Genomic DNA, 19,387 nt, shown 5'->3' on the forward strand with positions numbered 1-19,387 from the left:
CCGGAGAACGCTATGTCGATCGATTTAATGTGGCAGTACTTCCTCTCCCCCGAATTTATTCGGGGTGCGTGGATGACGCTACTGATTACCCTCTGCTCACTGTTGTGTGGCGTGGTGCTGGGCCTGGTGTTGGCGCTGTTGCAGGAAGCGCCGTTTCGCGCCGGGAAAGGGCTGGCCTTTTTCTACCTGTGGCTGTTTCGCGGGACGCCGGTGCTGTTCCAGATAATCTTTGTCTACAACGTGCTGCCAGGCTTCGGCTTACGCTTCTCCGCGTTTACCTGTGCAGTGCTGGCGCTTTCGCTCAATGAAGGCGCCTACATGGCGGAAATTCTGCGCTCTGGCCTGCAGGCGGTGAAAAGCGGCCAGCGCACCGCCGGCATGGCGCTGGGTATGACTCATGGCCAGATCATGCGAAAAATCGTTCTGCCCCAGGCCGCGCGCATCGTTCTGCCGCCGATGGGTAACCAGATGATCAGCATGCTGAAATCGAGCGCGCTGGTCTCGGTTATCGCCGTTCAGGAACTGCTGCTGGTCGCTAACCAGGCCGCCAGCGCCAGCTTCCGTTACTTCGAAGCGCTTTGCGCCGCGGGCATCTATTACCTGCTGCTCACCAGCCTGTTCATGATCTTCCAGTCGTGGCTGGAACGCGTGCTGGATCCCAGGCAGCGCCGCAGCAAAAGCCAGAAGCGGCTAACTCGCCTGTTTAAATTACCGAAAACCGTCCGGGAGGAACCATGAGTGAGAAACCGCTGCTGGAGATGATCGGCATTGATAAGACTTTTGGTCGCCAGACCGTACTCAAAAACTGCTCTCTTACCGTGCAACGCGGAGAAACCGTGGTGCTGATTGGCCCGTCCGGCTCGGGAAAATCCACCCTGCTACGCTGCGTCAACATGCTCTCGCCCGCCGACAGCGGCGATGTGTTCTTCGCCAGCCAGCACATCAGCCGGGGCGACGTGCCGGCGCACAAACTGCGTCAGCGCATTGGCATGGTGTTCCAGAACTACGAGCTGTTCTCGCACCTGACCGCAGCGGAAAACATCATGCTGGCCCCGATGACGGTGTTGGGAATGAACCGTATTGATGCCCGCAAACTGGCGGACAACCTGCTGGCAAAAGTGCGCATCAACGAACGTGCAGACCATTTTCCGGACGAGCTCTCCGGCGGACAGCAGCAGCGCGTGGCGATTGCCCGGGCGCTGGCGATGAAGCCGGAGCTGATGCTCTACGACGAACCCACCTCCGCCCTCGACCCGGAGATGATCCGTGAAGTGCTGGAAGTGATGGCGGAGCTCAGCGCGGAAGGCATGACCAGCATGGTGGTGACTCACGAAATGGGCTTCGCCCGTCGGGCCGCTAACAAGATTCTGTTTATGGAAGACGGCGAAATTATCGATCGCGCCAACACCAGTGATTTCTTCGCCGGCCATGTCAGCGACCGCGCACAGCGCTTCCTGACGCAAATATTACATTAATCACGGAGTTCCTATGTCCAGTTATCAGGTTGACAGCGCACGTATGAAAAAGGACTTAGCGACGCTGGTTGCCATCAACACGGAGAATCCACCGGGCCATGAGCGCGAAGCCGCCGAATGTCTGGAAGGCTGGCTGCTGACCGCCGGGTTCGATCTCTCCTTTAGCGAATACGCACCGGGGCGGACCAACGTTATCGCCGTCCTGAACAATGGACCGGGGCCGTGTTTCGCCTTTAACACCCACCTCGACACCGTTCCGGCGGGCAGCGGCTGGGCCAGCGATCCCTTCACGCTCACCGAGCGTGACGGACGCCTGTACGGACGCGGCGCCTGCGATGCCAAAGGCCCGCTGGTGGCGATGGTTGAAGCCCTGCGTCTGCTGGCTGCCAACCGTCAGCAGTGGTCCGGCACATTGATGGGGGTGTTCACCGCCGATGAAGAGGTCGCCAGCGAAGGGGCGAAATTCTACGTCCGCGATAATCCACCGGCGATTGATTTCGCGGTGATTGGCGAGCCGACCTCGAATGCCACCTTCTCCGCCCACAAAGGCAGCTTACGTCCTCGCGTGCGGGTTAAAGGCGTCACCGCGCATTCCGGTACGCCGGAGCTGGGGATTAACGCGATTTACCAGTCGGCGCGCCTTTTAGGGTTGATTGAAGAAGCCCACCACCAGCAGGTGCGTTGCCGCTGCCACGATCTGGTCGGCAACGCCAGCCTGACGGTAACCCGCATCCACGGCGGCCATGCGGACAATGTGGTGCCAGACAGCTGTGAGCTGCTGCTTGACCGTCGCATGGTTCCGGGCGAAGACGAAGAGGTCGTCAAAGCCGAACTGCAGCAACTGCTCGACCACGCGTACGCACATGCAGGTGTGGAAGCCGAAATTATCGCCTGGCAGCCCACCACCGGCGGCGCGACGCAAACCGACAGCCGCGAAGCGATTGTCGAGCAAAGCCTTGCTGCCTGTCGCCGTCATGGGCAGAGCGAACCCGGCCCGTTTGGTTTTCAGGGGGGATGTGACCTGGTGCATTTCCGTTCGCTGGGCGCAAAAGGCGTCGTGATTGGCCCCGGTTCGCTGGCCGTGGCTCACAAACCCGATGAATTTGTCCCTGTCGATGAATTTATCGCCGCGGCCTACCTCTATCTCGATATTGCGCTCGCCATGCTGCCGCCGGAGCCCGGTTTATGAAAGCACAGCTCTTTCGGGGAGATCTGCATTACGCCGATGTGACGCTGCATACCGCTGCCTCTGGTCCGGTAACGGCGCTCGATACGCTCTGGCTGCGTCTGGAAGACCAGGGAGTGATCGGGATTGGCGAAGTGCGGCTCAACATTCGCTACCTGCATGGCTACCGCGAAGAGCAGGTGCTGAACAACCTGCTTCAGATACTTCGCCGCTGGGACTGGCGCCAGGCGCCCGCCGCGCGACTCGCCGCGTTAGATGATGGAGACTGCACGCTCCTGCCGCCATCGCGCATGGTGCTGGATATGGCCTTGCACGACCTGCTGGCGCGTCAGCAAGGGATAAGCGTTGCCGCCTGGCTGGGGGCGCGGGATGGCCTGCCTGCGTGGCACACCAACCAGACCCTGTTCTGGGGCAGCGAGAGACAGATGCTGGAGCAGGCGCAACGCTATGTCGATCGCGGTTTCACCCAGCTGAAGTTGCGCACAGGCGTGGCAGATTTCGCTACCGACCTGGCCCGTCTGCAACGGCTGCGCCAGCGGTTCGGCCAGCAGATTTCGCTGGCGATTGACGTGAACGGCCAGTGGTCTCTGGCGCAGGCTCACGCGGCATTCCCGTCTCTGCGCGAGCTGAAGCTCAGCTACATCGAACAGCCGTTAAGCCCGGCAAACGACAGCCAGCTTGCGGAGCTGTACGCCTACGGCATCCCGATCATGCTCGACGAAAGCCTCAACAGTGACGCCGCCATCACCCGGCTGATCGCCGCCAAAGGTGCGCTGTGGGGGCATCTCAAACTGGTGAAACTGGGTGGCCTTGCGCCGACGCTGGCCGCCGCCAACCGGCTGCGACTCGCCGACGTGCCATTCATGATTGGCCAGATGAATGAAGGCCATGCTGCCACCGCCGCCGCGCTCCAGCTGTGTCGTGTCGTGCAACCGGCATTTGCCGAGCTGTATGGCGCCGATGGCTTAACGGATGATCCCGTCAGCGGGCTGGAATACCGCAATGGCCTGGTCACCGTCAATGACTCACCCGGTCTGGGCGTGCAGTTTGATGCCGCGCAGGCCAACTTACTCCAGGAGTTTACTCATGCAAGATGTTAACAATGTGATTCAGGGCAGTGAGTCCGCCTTTAGCGCTGATGAATATGCGCAACGCATTCGACGCACCCGCGAACGCTTAAGCCGCGCGGGCGTGGACGTCATGATCGTTACCGGCCCGGAAAACATTTTCTGGCTCACCGGTCAGCAAACACCGGGCTATTACACCTTCCAGGCGCTGTTGCTGCCGGTAGAAGGGGATCCGGTGTTTGTGATTCGCCAGCTCGAATACTTTAACTTTATCGCCAACACCTTTATTTCTGACGCCGCCATCTACCAGGATGGCGATAACCCGGTGGATTTTCTGGTGGGCATGCTGCAACAGCGCGGCTGGCTCCACAAACGGATTGGGCTGGACAAACGCGGTTGGTTCCTGCCGGTTGCCGTGTATGAAGCCCTGCAGGCCAGGCTCGGCACCATTGCCGATACCGCGGGCGTCATCGAGCCGCTGCGCGCCGTGAAATCGGCGGCGGAGGTGGAAAAAATCGCCATCGCAGCGCGCTATGTGGACGCGGGCATGCGCGCGGGCATGGCGGCGATTCGCAGCGGCGCAGACGAAAACGCGCTGGTCTCGGCGATGATGGGGGCCGCCATTGCCGCCGGTTCCGAGTATGTCGGCATGGAACCGCTGGTCTCGACCGGCCCACGCAGCGGCGTGCCGCATGGCACATGGCGTCGTCGGGTGATGCAGGATAACGACCCGGTATTTCTCGAAATGTCAGCGGCTCACGACCGCTACCACGCCGCGATGATGCGCTCCGCCTGGCTGGGGCGGCCGCCCGCTATCGCCATCGAAATGGAAAAAGTGTGTCAGGAAGCCCTGCAGGCCTCCCTTGATGCCATTCGTCCGGGCGCCACCTGCGAAGCGCCGCACCTGGCCTGCCAGAAGGTGATTGATCGCGCCGGGTTCACCGAAAACTTCAAAAAACGCACCGGTTACTCCATCGGTATCGCCTTTGCGCCGGACTGGGGCGAAGGCGGCATTCTCAGTCTGTATCGTGGCGTCACCACTGAGCTGCAGCCAGGAATGACCTTCCACATTCCACCGGCTCTGCGGATCTACGGTCAATTTACCGTCGGCGTCAGTGAAACCGTGGTGGTGACCGAAACCGGATATCGTCAGCTGGGTTCCCTGGCTCGCCCTCTCACACTGCTGTAAGGAAAGAAAAATGAAAGATATCAATGAATGCCGTGAACGCCTGCGCGGTATTTTCAACATCACCGTCACCCCGTTCACCGCCAGCGGTGCGATCGACTTTCCGGCGTTACGTGAAAATATTGAACGCGTGATTGGTCTGGGTTATGACGGTCTGCTGATTGGCGGCACCTACGGTGAATTCCCGGTGATGACCGTCGAAGAACGCCGTGAGCTGTTTCATCAAGTCATGGCCTGTGTGGATGACCGCGTGGCGGTCATGCTGTGCAGCGCCAGCGCCGACCCGCGCGATGCCCGTGAGCTGACGCTGCTGGCAAGCGAGCTGGGCGGCCTGCCGATGGTGACCGCGCCCTTTGTCAGCGAAATCACTGACCAACAGATCGTCAGCTACTTCAAAGAGATGGCTCCCTTATCCAAGACCGGCATCCTGGTGTACAACGCGCCGGGCATCGGCATCACCCTCTCCCCGGCGCTGCTGGAACAACTGGCAGAGATCCCCAACGTGGTCGGCATCAAACAGGGCGACCTCAACCCCACCGCCATCGACCAGATTGCCAACCGCCTGCGTGGACGTCTGCGCCTGTTCTGTGCATCCGATCTGGCCTTCCTCGGGCCAATGATGGCCGGGTTTGACGGCATCAGCACCACCAACAGCGGCGCGCTGCCGGAGCTGATTATCAATACCTTCCGTGCCGTGGAACAGGGCGATGCCGCCACGGCCCGCGATCTGCATCAGCTGTGGTACGCGTATCGCGCGCTGGCGCGCAAACATGGTCAGCCGCAGCTGGTGAAAGCGGCGATGGCGCTGCGCGGTTTTAACGGCGGCACCGTACGCGCACCGTTAAAACCGATCGACGACGCGGCGCTGGTGGAGCTGACTCACGTCATGTCGGCGCTTGCCAGCGACAGCCGTAGCGGCGTTACGCTTGTGCGTTAAGCGCCGCCCGTAAAAAGGCGACGAACAGCGGATGGGGGGCATCCGGGCGGGACATCAGTTCCGGGTGCCCCTGCACACCATGCCAGAACGGCAGTTCCGGCTGGGAGATGGCCTCCACGATATCGTCCGTTTGCGCACTGACGCTGACCCCGCTGCGATCCAGCGCCGGCAATAAGTCGGTGTTAAAGCAGTAGCGATGGTTGTAGTGCATTTCGCGGATATCACCGGAGATCAACCCGAAGGAAAAAGGGAAGACGCCGCAGCGATGACGGCCATCGACAAAGGGAACAAAGCTGTGTAGAGCCTCATCCGGAGCCACTTCCGCGGGAATGGCCGATTCGCAACCCGGACGCCGGCGCACGACTGCGGTCATCATGCTCTGCATTCCCAGGCATAACCCCAGCGTGGGCTGTCCGCGGGCAAGCGTATCTTCCGCCACGCGGATTTGTCCCTTGACGGCCGCCATCGAGGAACCGCCTGGCAACACGACGCCCTGGACGTCGTGAAGGACGTGTAATCCAGGGGACAGGCTGACTGGCGCGAAGAAATGGACATCCAGGTTCAGCCCCAGCGACGCCGCGGCATCACCCAGTGAGCCAAGCGTGGCGGGGAAGACCAGACGGTGGTCTGACTCACGGCCAATCAGTGCGATGCGCAAGGACGTCCCGGCAGACGATGGCTCCCCGGCATCCCAGCGACCATAGCGATCGGCGGTGAGGTCTAACAACGTATGTTGTCCGTCGCTGAGCGTCAGGCGGTGGTTGCGGTCATCGCTGAACAGCCGTTGGCCCGGCAGGTCGGCGATAAGCGCTGCCTGCGAGGACGCCAGCACAATGACAGCATCTGACTCAGGCAGGCAGGCGATATCGCGTACCTCTTCACGCAGCGTATCGCTGCGCCAGAGGCCGCTGGTCACGCAGTACCCGGCCCGAATGACGTGCTGATGGCTGTCGGGAACATCCCCGGCGAAGTCGGGGCGAAGGCTCCAGAGAGGCAGTCCAAGACGATTAGCCCACAGGCTGGCGGTAATACCGTAGCGAGCGGGCACAGAGGTGTTATCGAGAATAAAGATCGGTGACACGGCGAGTTTCCTGCTGAGGTTGGGGACCTAATTGTATTAATTGAATCATTAGATACAAAAGAGGATTTATGAATAACAGTCAAATCGCCCGTCGTATGCAATCTGTACGCCCTTCACCGACAGCGGCCATTTCTGACCAGGTACGGGCACTGGAAGCCGCAGGCAAGCCGGTTATCAACCTGGGCGAAGGAGAACTGGATTTTGCTACCCCGGCCCATATTAGCTATGCGGGCATTGAAGCGATCGTGCATCATCAGACTAAGTATACCGCCGTTTCCGGCACCGCCGCGTTAAAGGAGGCCATTGCCGCCAAATTCGCTCGCGACAATCAGTTGCATTACCGTCCGCAAGAGATCATCGCTGGCAGTGGCGCCAAGCAGCTTATTTTCAATGCTTTTCTGGCCACCCTCGACGCCGGGCAGCAGGTCATCATTCCCGCCCCCTACTGGGTCTCGTATCCGGATATGGTCTCTCTGGCCGATGGCGAACCGGTGATTGTGCCCTGTGATGAACAAAACGGCTGGAAGCTGACGCCGGAACAACTGGCCGCCGCCCTCACCCCGTCAACGCGCTGGCTGATCCTCAACTCGCCGGGCAACCCGACGGGGGCGATTTACAGCGAGCAGGAGCTGTGTGCCCTGGCTGCGGTGCTGGCGGATTACCCACAGGTGCTGGTGATGGCCGACGACATTTATGAGCCGCTGCGTTACGACAATACCCCGTTCACCACGTTTGCTCAGGCCGCCCCGCAGATGGTTTCGCGTACCCTGACGGTAAACGGTGTGTCCAAAAGCCACGCCATGACCGGCTGGCGTCTGGGCTATGCGGGAGGGCCGCAATGGCTGATTGCCGCCATGCAGATCCTGCAATCACAAAGTACCTCCAACCCCAGCAGTATTTCGCAGGCTGCGGCGGTCGCAGCGCTTACCCATTCAGCCAATTTCTTCGACGGCTGGCTCAACGTGTTAGATAAACGCCGCCAACAGGTGCTGGGAATGATTGCCGCCACCGATGGCCTGAGCGCCACCACTCCCCAGGGGGCATTCTATGTGTTTGCCAACTGCCAGGCGCTTATGGGCCGGGTAACCCCTGGCGGCGAAATCCTTCGCGACGACAGCGCGCTGGCGAACTGGCTATTAGAACAAACCCAGGTGGCCGTTTTACACGGCTCCGCGTTTGGAATGCCGGGGTATTTGCGTATTGCGTATGCGGTAGAAGATGGCCTGCTGACTCAAGCCTGCCAGCGGATAGCGGGCGCCTGCGCGCAATTGCGTTAAAGGCGTGTGCTGGCGCAGCGGCTACCCACGCGGCGGCAAACCACGCTCGGTCTGAAAAATGCCGTGCTTATCGCCTACCTTGCCGATAAGCACGTTGTCATCACGATAGCTCGCCGGGTCATCGCGACATTCTCTTTCCCGGTTTTCCACTCCACCGTTGCGGCCACCACCGCACGCGGCAGGAATAGCATCCTGCGCATAGCTAATAATAAAGCAACCTCCTTGCAGCTGAATTTATACCAGACCCACAAAATAGATTTTCGTTATTTTGTTTATGCTATATAAAACACAATGCTAACAGCTATCCCCGAATGTTGAACACGTGCAAGGTTTCAGAAATTATGATATAGTTTGCGCTTTAATGGATAGTGATTAAGGTTGAAATATTGAAAACGGCCAATTTTTCTGAGTTGATAAAAATAGCAGCGCTACAACTGTTCAGAGAAAAAGGGTTTAGCAATGTCTCAACCCGTGATTTGACGCAAAAAATGAATATTTCCAGAAGTCATATCTATCACTATTATCGAGACTGGGAAACACTCAAGAAATCCACTATTCAGTATATGTTTGAAAATGACATACAAGAATGTCATGCGTTTTTAAACGCGTCAGAAAAAATGAGCGCTAGTGAAAGAGTAAACCTCTATATCAGAACGCTGTTACCCGATGCACCTTCGGCACACTGGCTGCTCTACCTTGAACTATGGCCAATGGCAGCACGCGATGCGGATTATGCTAAATTAGTGCACGATCACTCCCTGCAATGGATCACTATTATTGAAGGCATCATTAGCGTAGGGATGCAGGAAGGCGAGTTCCTTGCGGAAAACGCCGCTACCTCAGCCAGACAAATAAACACATTAATTGATGGGTATTCCAGCTTGCTGATCCTCGATTATTCAGAAGACAGACGCAGCATTTTTCTTAATGAAATATCTGAGCTTGCCTTTAAAATCCTTAAAAAGAATTTCTGAGTGGGTGAAGCAAGGTAGCGTATCAGTTAACCCTTTTTTATATTGAGATAACTCAAAATACGCTGCATTTTACTTTCTGCCGTCGTATTTCCTGACGCAGTACTGTCTATCCAGGTCTCATCGGCTTCAGGATGCGGACCTGACAGGATGATGTTTCCCTTGCCATACCGGTACTTACCAATGGCGATATCTCCATTCTTGTAGTACGCGATCGGCTGGAATCCAGTACTTGAGATACTACTGTTGAGATAAGGCCCATCCTGGTAGTAAAAAGGCTCTTGTTTATTATTCCATGTCAGTTGCAGGGTATAATCGCCTTCATCAACGGCCTGCGAACCGGGTCTCCCCACCTCTGACTCTAAAGGCGCATCAATAAGCCCTATCCAGTCTTTGTCGGCAAGATAGGCCCCCATACAAAGACCAAGAAAGGATTTGCCGCTTTTCACAAAATTACGGATAGCCTCTGCCCCTTCATCACCCAGGGCTTGATAAGATCCGGGTATATCCTGACCGCCGCCAGGTTGAATATAGAGATCGAACTTTTTCAGTGTTTGCGCATTTAATTTCAGCTTTTCTTTTTCACCAACATAAGAAATGTGCAGAGGCAGACCTGTCGCGACCAGCGATTTTACCACCATTTCAGAACAGCCTGGGCACCCGGCCTCCCCGCGATAAACGGCGACATGATAACTCTCTGATTGCGAGGACTTTGCCTGCACCGATGCGGTGAAAAAGGCGAAAGAAAAGGCAACCGTTAGTATTTTTGCTTTTTTAAGTCTGGTGCCCTGGAAAAAAATTTTCATGTCAGTAGATCCCCTGGTTATGTAGTGTCATGGTTAATCACAGCGTATCACTTTCGGATCCCGCAGATGATGACGATAAATTAGAGCACTTGCTCAAATTTATCCTCAACATCAAATTTGTCAAGCCATTTTAGTTAAAATAAATAATGTTTCTTTATTCTGTAAAGTAAAGGCGACAATATTTTATAAATATCTTTTAATGAGATATTCTCATATCTTATTGTCTTCTCAATAACATTAAATACCGAAGATAGGGTGAAAAAAGAGTCGATCATGCTCCATGTAATACCGCGGTCGTCTTACCGGGCAAACGTCAACGTTGACGTACTGGTCTCGCTACACAGCGATTGCAGTTCAGTAACAGCACCACATGGCATGCTTTACATAAATCATCATTATATTCATGTAGTTATAAAAACAACGTCACGTGCGCCTTGATCCATCAGCACATTCAATAATACTGTATATAAAAACAGTATTCGAGGATCGATACCATGCAGTTTACTCGGCCAACTGAGATTTCGCCCCCACTCATGCTCCCCCTCTTCTCCGAGAGGGTGCCCTGCGGATTTCCCAGCCCCGCTCAGGATTATGTTGAGGACAGGCTGGATCTCAATAAATTATTGATAAAACATCCGAGTGCTACCTACTTCATCAAAGTCAGCGGAGAGTCTATGCGTGATGCCGGCATCAGTGATGGAGACCTTTTAGTGGTTGACCGCTCACTGTCTGCCGTACATGGTGATATCGTCATTGCGGCTATCGCAGGTGAATTCACCGTGAAAGAACTTCGCACTCATCCTTTTTTACAGCTAGTGCCGCACAATCGCGATTACGCTTCCATTTCGTTTCATAATGCCGAAGAATTAGAAATATTTGGCGTGGTCATTTTTAGCATTAAAGCGCATAAATAATTATGTTTGCCCTCGTCGATGTCAATAATTTCTATACTTCTTGTGAAACGGTTTTTCGCCCTGATTTAAAGGGGAAGCCTATTGTGGTCGTGTCCAATAACGATGGTTGCATTATTTCTCGCTCTGCCGAAGCAAAATCCCTCGGTATAAAAAATGGCGAACCTTTCTTTAAAATAAAAAATAACCCTTATTATTCCAGTGTTCATTTTTTCAGTTCTAACTATGCGCTTTATGCCGACCTCAGTGACCGTGTTATGCAAACGCTCACGGCAATGTCTCCGTCAATAGAAATCTACTCCATCGATGAAGCCTTTATTAATTTATCCGGAGTAATGAATTGCGTCCCCTTATCCACCTTCGGCCATGAAATAAGAACTAACATATTGAAAAATACTGGCTTAACGGTGGGCGTAGGTATTGCGCAAACCAAGACATTAGCCAAGCTCGCTAACCATGCCGCCAAGACATGGCGCGGCACGGGCGGCGTTGTCGACTTATCCAATATTGTGCGCCAACGCAGGCTACTCGCCCTTGTCCCTGTTGAAGAGGTCTGGGGCGTTGGGCGAAAAATGAGTAAAAAACTTAATTTAATGGGTATTAATACCGCTCTGGATCTGGCAGAAAGCTCATTATGGGTCATAAAAAAGCACTTCAATGTGGTGCTGGAAAGGACCGTTCGCGAACTGCGTGGTGAGCCATGTTTTGAGCTACAAGAATTTTCCCCAACAAAACAACAGATTATTTGTAGTCGCTCTTTTGGCAACCGGGTAACGCAGTATTCAGATATGCATCAAGCCATTTGCGCCTATGCTGAGCGAGCAGCAGAAAAATTACGCAGTGAGCATCAATTTTGCCGCTTCGTTAGCGTATTTGTCCGGACGAGTCCGCACGCCGTTAATGAAACATATTATGGCAACCAAGCGTCAATGAAGCTATTAACGCCGTCTAATGATACCCGTGACATTATAAATTGTGCCACAAACTGCCTGCAGAGAATTTGGATTGATGGTTATCGATATATGAAAGCCGGTGTTATGCTTGCTGATTTCTTCAGTAATGGCATAGCGCAGCTAAACTTATTTGACGATAACGCTCCGCGCAAAAATAGTGCTGCGTTAATGGACGTTATCGACCAATTAAATCAATCCGGGAAAGGAAAGGTCTGGTTTGCCGGTCAGGGGATCGAAAAATCCTGGGCGATGAAGCGTGAAATGCTTTCCCCGGCTTACACCACCCGATATTCAGACCTACCCGTCGCGAAATGAATGTACGCAGGTAATGACATCGCTTCGGGTGAAGGTCACTGCGTTTACCAGGCCTACGCAATCAGCGATAACGCCTTTGCAGCGCGGAAATCCCCTCCGCTCGTCAGTGAGGCCTGCCTGACCGCCGGCGGACGAGGTGCTGCTTTTGCGCGCAGCCCGTCTACCGCACGAGGTTGCGGATGAGCAGCACCGCGGCATTCGCTTGACACTGTACATTAATACAGTAAAACTATCGCCCGCGATCAGCATACAGAGGACAGAAGATGTTTGTGGAACTGATTTATGACAAGCGCAATTTTGCCGGGCTGCCGGGTGCCAGAGAGGCCATTCTTAACGAACTGACCAAACGCATGCAGCGCATTTTCCCGGAAGCGGAAGTGCGGGTGAAGCCGATGATGACGCTGCCGGCGATCAACACCGACGCCAGCAAGCATGAAAAAGAGCTGATCAGCCGTACGGTGCAGGAGATGTTTGAAGAAGCGGATATGTGGCTCACTGAAGAGTGATGCCGCCCGTCGTTGGCGGCGGCCATCTCTTTAAGAGCTTTCCCGGATGTGTCAGAGCAGCGGGCAACAGTACAATAGCGGCGGTTGCAGACTGGCAATGCAACCTTCGCTCACCTGCTGGCTCTTGCATACGGTCAGCAGGTGAGCCCTACCAGCCTCCCCTCATCGCCCTCACAGCGTCTCCGGTAGCGCCGCTATAATTCTATCCACCAGCTCGCGATGCTGATGGACCTTCCCGCATTTAACAATGATCTGCCTGGCGTTGTCATAGCCCGGGGCCCACAGCCGGTTATTGAGCAGAACGTCCTTATAGACCGCGATCAGCGGTTTGTTCCACGCCGCCGCCATATGCACCACCGAGGTGTCCGGAGAGATAATCAGCTCCGCCTGGGCAATCAGCGCCATCGCATGGTGCAGCGTGTTAAACGGATTAATCACCACCTCCGGCGGCAGCGAGATGCGGATCTCACGCCGGTGATCGAGCAGAATAACCGCCAGCCCCGGATGGCGAGCCCGCAGCTTGTCGAGCAGTTCGGCCAGCTGCGTCTGGGAGAGACTCCGGTCGGCATGGCCGGCAAAAATATTAATCACTACCGCTTTTCCGCTCAGCGACGCCAGATACTGCGCCACCTCCTGCATAATCGGCCCGGGCACCGCCAGGTCGTAAGTGTCCAGAGCGCGGGTGTCCAGTTGGAGATAGTCGGCGATCAACGCGAACGTCTTCGTTACGTGCCAGCGCTGGCAGTCAAAATCAAAAGAGTGAGAGTAATGTTTAATCGATGGCCATTTATTAAACCCGAGCACTGATTTGGCTTTTATTTGTCGAAAAAGCCGCAGGCGATGCACGGGAATATCGAACAGCGAAGGGTCAATAATAATATCGTACTTATTATTAGCCAGTTCATTAATGACGTCGCGGGGAACGTTATGGTTAAATTTACGCAAAAAATCAGCGGAATTGACCGGCTCAGCTTCATAAATATGGCGGATCCGCGGGTTATAGCGCATCACCTGGCTGTTAGAGGTCGTCAGCAGAAAATCAACGATATAACCTGACTGATGCAGGCATTTTACCAGCGCGGAATCCACCACCACATCGCCGACCGCCCCCTCATTACGCATGAGTAAGACAGTTTTCGCGGACGACAAATCCACCGGCTGACGGCGTCGGCGGTCCCAGAGCGCTTTCGCCACTCCCACCCGCAGGGCATTACGTACTTTCTTAGTAAAGTAATTCCGCCGTCTGTTGAGCTCCCTTATTTTATTAAACTTCTTGCGTGGGGAACCCTGCATGGTTGCATCGTGCATCATCCTAACCTCATTACGGCAATTATTAATATTCTGTGTCGTCCGATAGAGACTGAGCGAAATAAAAAAAGTTCGATTGAAAATGAAAATCATTCTTTTTTTTATTTACAAAACTCATCTGCGCCTGCGAGATTGCACCACAGCACTGTGAAGCAATAATGAGCGAATGGTGAATTTCCCGGCCCACCGTTGGCAGGCTGACGCAACAGCGCTAAGCTGGCGGCTTGATGATGTCAGGAGGACGCTATGCTTAAAGCAGTAGAAGGTAATATCCACCAGCGGCTGTGCGCGCTGCTCGACGAACACCAGGCGCGCTACCGGGTGATGGCGCATGACGCGGTCGGCCAGTGCGAAGCCGTCTCGGCGATCCGCGGCACCGCGCTTGGCCAGGGCGCAAAAGCGCTAGTCTGTAAAGTAAAAGGAAACGGCGTCAACCAGCATGTGCTGGCGATCCTCGCCGCCGATCAGCAGGCCGATCTCGCCAGCCTGGCCCGGCATATCGGCGGCAGCAAAGCCTCGCTGGCCAGTCCGGCGGAAGTGGATGCCCTCACCGCCTGCGTGTTCGGCGCCATTCCCCCCTTCAGCTTCCATCCGGCGCTGCGGCTGGTGGCCGACCCGCTGCTGTTTGAGCGCTTTCCACAAATCGCCTTTAACGCCGGACGCCTGGACCGGTCGATCATTCTCGATACCGAGGATTATTTACATATCGCCCGACCGGAGATCGCGACCTTTCGCCGCCTTAGCTAACCGGGCATCCGCCCTGATTTTCGCCGCATGGCGTAAAAATCCTGTTTATTCACGCCACGATGCGTAGAGTAAGCGGGATATTTTTTGGCTTTCTTTTTTTGGCAAGGACCTCTGTACATGTTTGATACCACCCTGTTGATCCTGCTGGGTCTGGCGGCGCTCGGCTTTATCAGCCATAACACCACCGTAGCGATCTCTATCCTCGTGCTGATTATCGTGCGCGTTACACCGCTGAACACCTTCTTTCCCTGGATTGAGAAACAGGGGCTGACCGTCGGGATCATTATTTTAACCATCGGCGTGATGGCGCCTATCGCCAGCGGTACGCTGCCGCCCTCGACGCTGATCCACTCCTTTATGAACTGGAAATCACTGCTGGCGATTGCGGTCGGGGTGTTTGTTTCGTGGCTCGGCGGGCGCGGTGTCTCCCTGATGGGCTCCCAGCCGCATCTGGTGGCCGGGCTGCTGGTCGGCACGGTACTCGGCGTCGCCCTGTTTCGCGGCGTCCCGGTCGGACCGCTGATTGCCGCCGGGATCATCTCATTGTTTATTGGGAAGTCGTAGCCAGGCTGCCGTGATAGCGGCCCGGCGTCTGTCCGAGCCCTTTTTTAAACATGGTGATGAAAGCGGTGGTGGAATCGTAGCCCAGCGCCTGAGCCGTTTGCTGCACCGTCTGCCCGCGGATCAGCAGCTGTAGCGCGAGGATCAGCTGCAGCTGATGGCGCCAGCGGCGAAAGCTCAGCCCCGTTTCGCGCACTACCAGGCGGGCCAGATTGCGCTCGCTCATCGCAAACACCGCCGCCCACTGGCTCAGGGTCTGCCAGCGCGCCGGATCCTCGGCCATCATCGTCACCATCTGACGAATTTTCGGGTGGTTTGATACCGGCAGCTGCAGGTGCTCCTGCGGCTGCCGGGGCAGCTCATCAAACAGAACCTGCACCAGCCGGGCCGTGGCAGGGGCGGCCAGCAACTCCCCGCCGCGTTCCGCCAGGGTGAGGATCAGCTCCCGCACCAGCGGAGAAATCTTTAACGTACAGCAGCGGTCCGGCATCGGCGCGGCGCCCGGTTCGATGAACAGGAAACACACCTGGGCGCCGGGGGTGGCGCGGTTACTGTGGGAAAGCTGTCCCGGGACCCACACCGCATACTGCGGCGGCACCATCCACATCGCGTTCTCCACCTCGCAGGTCAAGGCGCCGTGCAGGGCGAGGATCAGCTGCCCCTTACGGTGAGAATGCGCCGGAATATACTGCTCCGCCTCCACCACCTGAATACGAAAGGCAATGGCCGATTCGTGGCCACTGTCCGGTTCATAACCATCCAGACCCAGTCCGATCATCATGTTGTCCGATATTAGCGATAATCTGTCATTTTAGCTTGATTTAAACAGGGGACAAAGTCGCTATCGTAACCCCCTCGTTAGTTACCTTGAGAATGATATGTCTTCTGTGATCTCCTCTACCGGCCGCCGCCCCGCGCTGCTGATTGCCGGTATCTTGCTCATCGCCACCACCCTGCGCGTGGTCTTTACCGGCGCGGCGCCGCTGCTGGACGCGATTCGTAGCGACTATGGCCTGACCACCGCGCAGACCGGGCTGCTCACTACCCTGCCGCTGCTGGCCTTTGGCCTTGTCTCGCCGCTGGCGGCAGGAGTTGCCCGCCGGTTCGGCATGGAACGCAGCCTGCTGCTGGCGATGCTGCTGATCTGCGCCGGCATTGCCCTGCGCTCCCTGCCCTCCGCTGCACTGCTGTTTATCGGTACGGCGGTGATCGGCTGCGGTATTGCGCTGGGTAACGTGCTGCTGCCCGGACTGATTAAACGCGATTTCTCGCAGCATGTCGCGCGGATGACCGGCGCCTATTCCCTGACGATGGGCGGCGCGGCGGCGCTCGGCTCGGCGCTGGTGGTTCCCGTGGCAATGGCCGGATTCGGCTGGCGCGGCGCGCTGTTGCTGCTGATGGTCTTCCCGCTGCTGGCGCTCCTCAGCTGGCTGCCACAGTCCCGGCGCCGGGCGGAGGCGCCATTGACCGGCTCAGGCGCCATGCATAATCGGGGGATCTGGCGGTCGGCGCTGGCCTGGCAGGTGACGCTGTTCCTCGGCATCAACTCGCTGGTCTATTACGTGATTATCGGCTGGCTGCCGTCGATTCTACAGAGTATGGGCTATAGCGAAGCGCAGGCCGGCTCGCTGCATGGCCTGCTGCAGCTGGCGACCGCCGCGCCAGGTCTGGCGATACCGTTGATCCTGCATCGGCTGCGCGACCAGCGTGGGATCGCGGTGCTGGTCGCCCTGATGTGCGCCATCAGCGCCGCCGGGCTGTGGCTGCTGCCAGGGCTGGCGATCGGCTGGACGCTGCTGTTCGGCTTTGGCTCCGGAGCTACCATGATCCTCGGCCTGACGTTTATCGGCCTGCGCGCCAGCTCGGCGCACCAGGCCGCGGCGCTGTCAGGGATGGCGCAGAGCGTCGGCTATCTGCTGGCCGCCTGCGGGCCGCCGCTGATGGGTAAGATCCACGATGCTAATGGCGACTGGCATATTCCGCTGCTGGCGGTGGCGCTGATTTCGCTGGTGATGGCGGTCTGCGGCGCCCTCGCCGGACGTGACCGGGAAATCCATTCCTGAAGATGACCGGCAGCGCCCGCTGCCGGTGGGTTTATTGTGCCGCGGCGCGAATCAGCGCCTGGACCAGCGGCGAGGGACGCCCATCCAGCGCGTGGCGTTCATGCTGGAACAACGTGGCGACAAAAAACGGGTGCGTCACCAGCTCGACGGCGCGGATCTCACCCTCTTCATCCCAGCCGGTGACGCGCAGATCGCCCTGTTCCAGCTCACCGGCAAACGCGCTGTCCACCCCGTACCGGCAGTGGTAGCCCTCTTCAATGCTCTCCCGGCCATAGGCGCGGGCAATCAGCGTATTCGCCCGCAGCTCGACGACGGCGGAGGTCTCCACCAGCGAACAGCTAAGGGGAGCGATCACCATCCGCCCTTCGCTGTCAGTTTCCGCATGGCCGGCATCCTGCCAGCCGAGCACGTTACGGGCGTATTCAATCACCGCGTGCTGAAAGCCGCCGCAGGTGCCGAGGAAAGGGATGCCGTTTTCGCGGGCATAGCGGATCGCAGTAAAGGCCCCCTGCGGATGACGATACGGGCTACCGGGAACGACCCAGACGGCATCGTAATCGGCCAACACATCGCCGGAGACAATCGACGGGGTGGCGAGCCAGTCATATTTCACCGGCTGCTCCAGCACGGCGGCAGCATCGTCTATCGCCAGGGGAATGGCCTGATGGGCAACAATATCGGGGTGATAATCGCCGACGAGGGCGAGGCGTAAAGGGGTTTTCATAGCAGGTTCCTTATGTCTGGACGAGACGAGCAGCACAAGGCACGTCAGGATAGCGATCCCTCCTGTGGAACACAATCCTTATTTTCGCCCCACCGCCCCCGCCGGCGGGTAAGGTATACTGGAGCAAGCGTGAAAGGGAGAAAGGATGAAAAGTAAGCTTTTGGTCAGCGCCTGCCTGATGGGATTCCAGGTGCGGTATAACGGTAGCGAGAAGGCACAGCTGGCGGCGACGCTGTCCCGCTGGCAGCAGACGGGGCGGCTGGTGATCCACTGCCCGGAGCTGGCGGCCGGTCTGTCCACGCCCCGTCTGCCGGCGGAGATCGTCGGCGGCGCCGGCGGGGATGTACTTGCCGGGCGGGCGCGGATCGTGGAAAGCGACGGCCGCGACGTCACGGGACATTACCAGCTGGCCGCCTGGCTGGCGCTCAGCGCCGCCCGGGAAGCGGGCTGTCAGGCAGCGTTACTCACCGATGGCAGCCCTACCTGCGGCAGCCAGTTTGTCTATGATGGTTCTTTTCACGGACGACGCAAAGCGGGCGCCGGGGTCGCGGCCGATCTGCTGCGCGCCCACGGCATCACGGTATTTTCCGACGGGCAAATCCCGCAGTTGCTCGCCTGGATGGCACAGAGGGAGCAGGATGATGATTCAATGTAAACGGGTGTATGACCCGCAGGAAAGCAGCGACGGCTACCGGGTGCTGGTCGACCGTCTCTGGCCGCGGGGGATGAAAAAAGAGGCGCTGGCCTGTGATGAATGGTGTAAGGCGTTAACGCCTTCCGCTGAGCTGCGAAAAGCCTTTCACGGCGAGGAGATCGATTTCGCCCACTTCAGCCAGCGCTATCGCCAGGAGCTCGACGCCCATCGTGAAACGGGACTGCGGCTGGCGGCGCTGGCGCAGCGCCAGCCGTTGACGCTGCTGTACGCCGCGAAGAACACCGAGCAGAATCATGCCCGGGTGCTGGCCGCCTGGCTGGCGGCCCTGCCGGTTACGATTTAGTCGGATGATCCCGACGCCACAGCGCCCACTCGTCGAGGGTTTCGCCGCTGGGCAGTTTGCACTGGGTGCTGACGCCCTGCGGCGTTTGCACCGGCACCCGGGTGCCGCCGGATTGCTGACAGTACACCGCCGCGGGATTGGCCATGCCGATGGTTTTCGTCGGCGCGGTGGACTGCGGCTGGATACAGCCGGCTAATACCAGTGGCAGAATAGCCAGTAACTTTTTCATCGTTCCTCCCTTTCCTGAATGCCCGGGGATTTTAGCCTGAATCTCCACGTTTTCTCCATCTTGCCTGCACTTTTCCCCCGTAGAGT

At 57.2% G+C, this 19,387-nt stretch carries 22 protein-coding genes and 1 pseudogene; 17 read left to right on the forward strand and 6 right to left on the reverse strand.

Going from position 1 to position 19,387, the window contains the following annotated elements:
* The first annotated feature begins 12 nt into the window (after positions 1-12).
* The 6 genes from CWM57_RS05675 to CWM57_RS05700 are packed head-to-tail and all read left to right on the forward strand — an operon-like array spanning position 13 to position 5,851.
* The gene (locus CWM57_RS05675) at positions 13-738 is read left to right on the forward strand and encodes an amino acid ABC transporter permease (protein ID WP_008807665.1); all 726 of its coding nucleotides are present in this window, start codon (positions 13-15) and stop codon (positions 736-738) included.
* Positions 735-1,475 (forward strand): amino acid ABC transporter ATP-binding protein, encoded by a 741-nt coding sequence (locus CWM57_RS05680; RefSeq protein ID WP_012968502.1) that lies wholly within the window; start codon positions 735-737, stop codon positions 1,473-1,475. The genes CWM57_RS05675 and CWM57_RS05680 overlap by 4 nt, the downstream gene beginning before the upstream one ends.
* Before the next feature lie 13 nt (positions 1,476-1,488).
* On the forward strand, positions 1,489-2,664 hold the full coding sequence (locus CWM57_RS05685; protein ID WP_061154975.1) for a M20 family metallopeptidase: 1,176 nt from the start codon (positions 1,489-1,491) through the stop codon (positions 2,662-2,664).
* Positions 2,661-3,761 carry a mandelate racemase/muconate lactonizing enzyme family protein gene (locus tag CWM57_RS05690; protein ID WP_100631728.1) on the forward strand — a complete coding sequence of 367 codons (1,101 nt, stop codon included), beginning with the start codon at positions 2,661-2,663 and terminating at the stop codon, positions 3,759-3,761. The genes CWM57_RS05685 and CWM57_RS05690 overlap by 4 nt, the downstream gene beginning before the upstream one ends.
* Complete coding sequence (locus CWM57_RS05695) at positions 3,748-4,917, forward strand: M24 family metallopeptidase (RefSeq protein WP_016160709.1); 1,170 nt, start codon at positions 3,748-3,750, stop codon at positions 4,915-4,917. The genes CWM57_RS05690 and CWM57_RS05695 overlap by 14 nt, the downstream gene beginning before the upstream one ends.
* Positions 4,918-4,927: 10 nt before the next feature.
* Positions 4,928-5,851 (forward strand): dihydrodipicolinate synthase family protein, encoded by a 924-nt coding sequence (locus CWM57_RS05700; RefSeq protein ID WP_074386254.1) that lies wholly within the window; start codon positions 4,928-4,930, stop codon positions 5,849-5,851.
* On the opposite strand, the gene CWM57_RS05705 is transcribed toward CWM57_RS05700, so the two are convergent.
* Positions 5,835-6,932 (reverse strand): glutamine amidotransferase-related protein, encoded by a 1,098-nt coding sequence (locus tag CWM57_RS05705; protein ID WP_100675747.1) that lies wholly within the window; start codon positions 6,930-6,932, stop codon positions 5,835-5,837. The genes CWM57_RS05700 and CWM57_RS05705 overlap by 17 nt on opposite strands.
* Positions 6,933-7,000: 68 nt before the next feature.
* Here CWM57_RS05705 and CWM57_RS05710 point away from each other — a divergent pair, with 68 nt between their 5' ends.
* On the forward strand, positions 7,001-8,209 hold the full coding sequence (locus CWM57_RS05710; protein WP_061154980.1) for a pyridoxal phosphate-dependent aminotransferase: 1,209 nt from the start codon (positions 7,001-7,003) through the stop codon (positions 8,207-8,209).
* A gap of 386 nt (positions 8,210-8,595) precedes the next feature.
* Complete coding sequence (locus CWM57_RS05720) at positions 8,596-9,183, forward strand: TetR/AcrR family transcriptional regulator (protein ID WP_100675786.1); 588 nt, start codon at positions 8,596-8,598, stop codon at positions 9,181-9,183.
* A gap of 26 nt (positions 9,184-9,209) precedes the next feature.
* Here CWM57_RS05720 and CWM57_RS05725 read toward each other — a convergent pair whose 3' ends face one another.
* A complete protein-coding gene (locus CWM57_RS05725) occupies positions 9,210-9,986 on the reverse strand; it encodes a BPL-N domain-containing protein (protein ID WP_100675748.1) in 777 nt (258 codons plus the stop codon).
* A 494-nt stretch (positions 9,987-10,480) separates the two neighbouring features.
* Between CWM57_RS05725 and umuD the strand changes: the two genes are divergently transcribed.
* From umuD to CWM57_RS05740, 3 genes are all read left to right on the forward strand, one after another.
* A complete protein-coding gene (gene umuD, locus CWM57_RS05730) occupies positions 10,481-10,900 on the forward strand; it encodes a translesion error-prone DNA polymerase V autoproteolytic subunit (protein WP_008807676.1) in 420 nt (139 codons plus the stop codon).
* Between the two features lie 2 nt (positions 10,901-10,902).
* Positions 10,903-12,165, forward strand: a complete 1,263-nt coding sequence (umuC, locus tag CWM57_RS05735) for a translesion error-prone DNA polymerase V subunit UmuC (RefSeq protein ID WP_100675749.1) — start codon at positions 10,903-10,905, stop codon at positions 12,163-12,165.
* Between the two features lie 263 nt (positions 12,166-12,428).
* Positions 12,429-12,671, forward strand: a complete 243-nt coding sequence (locus CWM57_RS05740) for a DinI family protein (protein ID WP_002901096.1) — start codon at positions 12,429-12,431, stop codon at positions 12,669-12,671.
* Between the two features lie 171 nt (positions 12,672-12,842).
* On the opposite strand, the gene CWM57_RS05745 is transcribed toward CWM57_RS05740, so the two are convergent.
* Positions 12,843-13,979: a glycosyltransferase family 9 protein gene (locus CWM57_RS05745; protein ID WP_162822960.1), complete on the reverse strand. Its 1,137-nt coding sequence runs from the start codon at positions 13,977-13,979 to the stop codon at positions 12,843-12,845.
* Here CWM57_RS05745 and CWM57_RS28130 point away from each other — a divergent pair.
* The 3 genes and pseudogenes from CWM57_RS28130 (at position 13,974) to CWM57_RS05755 (ending at position 15,290) form a co-directional block, all read left to right on the forward strand.
* A pseudogene (locus CWM57_RS28130) lies at positions 13,974-14,130 on the forward strand (hypothetical protein). The gene CWM57_RS05745 and the pseudogene CWM57_RS28130 overlap by 6 nt on opposite strands.
* A 95-nt stretch (positions 14,131-14,225) precedes the next feature.
* Positions 14,226-14,726, forward strand: coding sequence for a YbaK/prolyl-tRNA synthetase associated domain-containing protein (locus tag CWM57_RS05750; protein ID WP_023339958.1), 501 nt, complete (start codon positions 14,226-14,228; stop codon positions 14,724-14,726).
* A 117-nt stretch (positions 14,727-14,843) separates the two neighbouring features.
* Positions 14,844-15,290 (forward strand): DUF441 domain-containing protein, encoded by a 447-nt coding sequence (locus CWM57_RS05755; RefSeq protein WP_012968512.1) that lies wholly within the window; start codon positions 14,844-14,846, stop codon positions 15,288-15,290.
* Here the strand turns inward: CWM57_RS05755 and CWM57_RS05760 are convergent.
* Entirely contained in the window at positions 15,274-16,068 is a 795-nt protein-coding gene (locus CWM57_RS05760) for an AraC family transcriptional regulator (protein ID WP_008807682.1), read from the reverse strand. The genes CWM57_RS05755 and CWM57_RS05760 overlap by 17 nt on opposite strands.
* A gap of 106 nt (positions 16,069-16,174) precedes the next feature.
* Between CWM57_RS05760 and CWM57_RS05765 the strand changes: the two genes are divergently transcribed.
* Positions 16,175-17,350, forward strand: coding sequence for a CynX/NimT family MFS transporter (locus CWM57_RS05765; protein ID WP_162493322.1), 1,176 nt, complete (start codon positions 16,175-16,177; stop codon positions 17,348-17,350).
* A gap of 31 nt (positions 17,351-17,381) precedes the next feature.
* Here the strand turns inward: CWM57_RS05765 and CWM57_RS05770 are convergent, their stop codons facing one another.
* Positions 17,382-18,074 carry a CTP synthase gene (locus CWM57_RS05770; protein ID WP_100675750.1) on the reverse strand — a complete coding sequence of 231 codons (693 nt, stop codon included), beginning with the start codon at positions 18,072-18,074 and terminating at the stop codon, positions 17,382-17,384.
* A gap of 145 nt (positions 18,075-18,219) precedes the next feature.
* On the opposite strand from CWM57_RS05770, the gene CWM57_RS05775 reads away from it, so the two are divergent.
* Complete coding sequence (locus tag CWM57_RS05775) at positions 18,220-18,729, forward strand: DUF523 domain-containing protein (RefSeq protein ID WP_100675751.1); 510 nt, start codon at positions 18,220-18,222, stop codon at positions 18,727-18,729.
* A gap of 4 nt (positions 18,730-18,733) precedes the next feature.
* On the forward strand, positions 18,734-19,072 hold the full coding sequence (locus CWM57_RS05780) for a DUF488 domain-containing protein (protein WP_165784153.1): 339 nt from the start codon (positions 18,734-18,736) through the stop codon (positions 19,070-19,072).
* Here CWM57_RS05780 and CWM57_RS05785 read toward each other — a convergent pair.
* Positions 19,062-19,301, reverse strand: a complete 240-nt coding sequence (locus CWM57_RS05785; protein ID WP_100675752.1) for a DUF333 domain-containing protein — start codon at positions 19,299-19,301, stop codon at positions 19,062-19,064. The genes CWM57_RS05780 and CWM57_RS05785 overlap by 11 nt on opposite strands.
* Positions 19,302-19,387: the final 86 nt, after the last annotated feature.

Origin of the sequence: Klebsiella sp. G-Nf4 (assembly GCF_002810615.1) — a bacterium.
Taxonomy (GTDB): Bacteria; Pseudomonadota; Gammaproteobacteria; order Enterobacterales; family Enterobacteriaceae; genus Klebsiella; species Klebsiella variicola.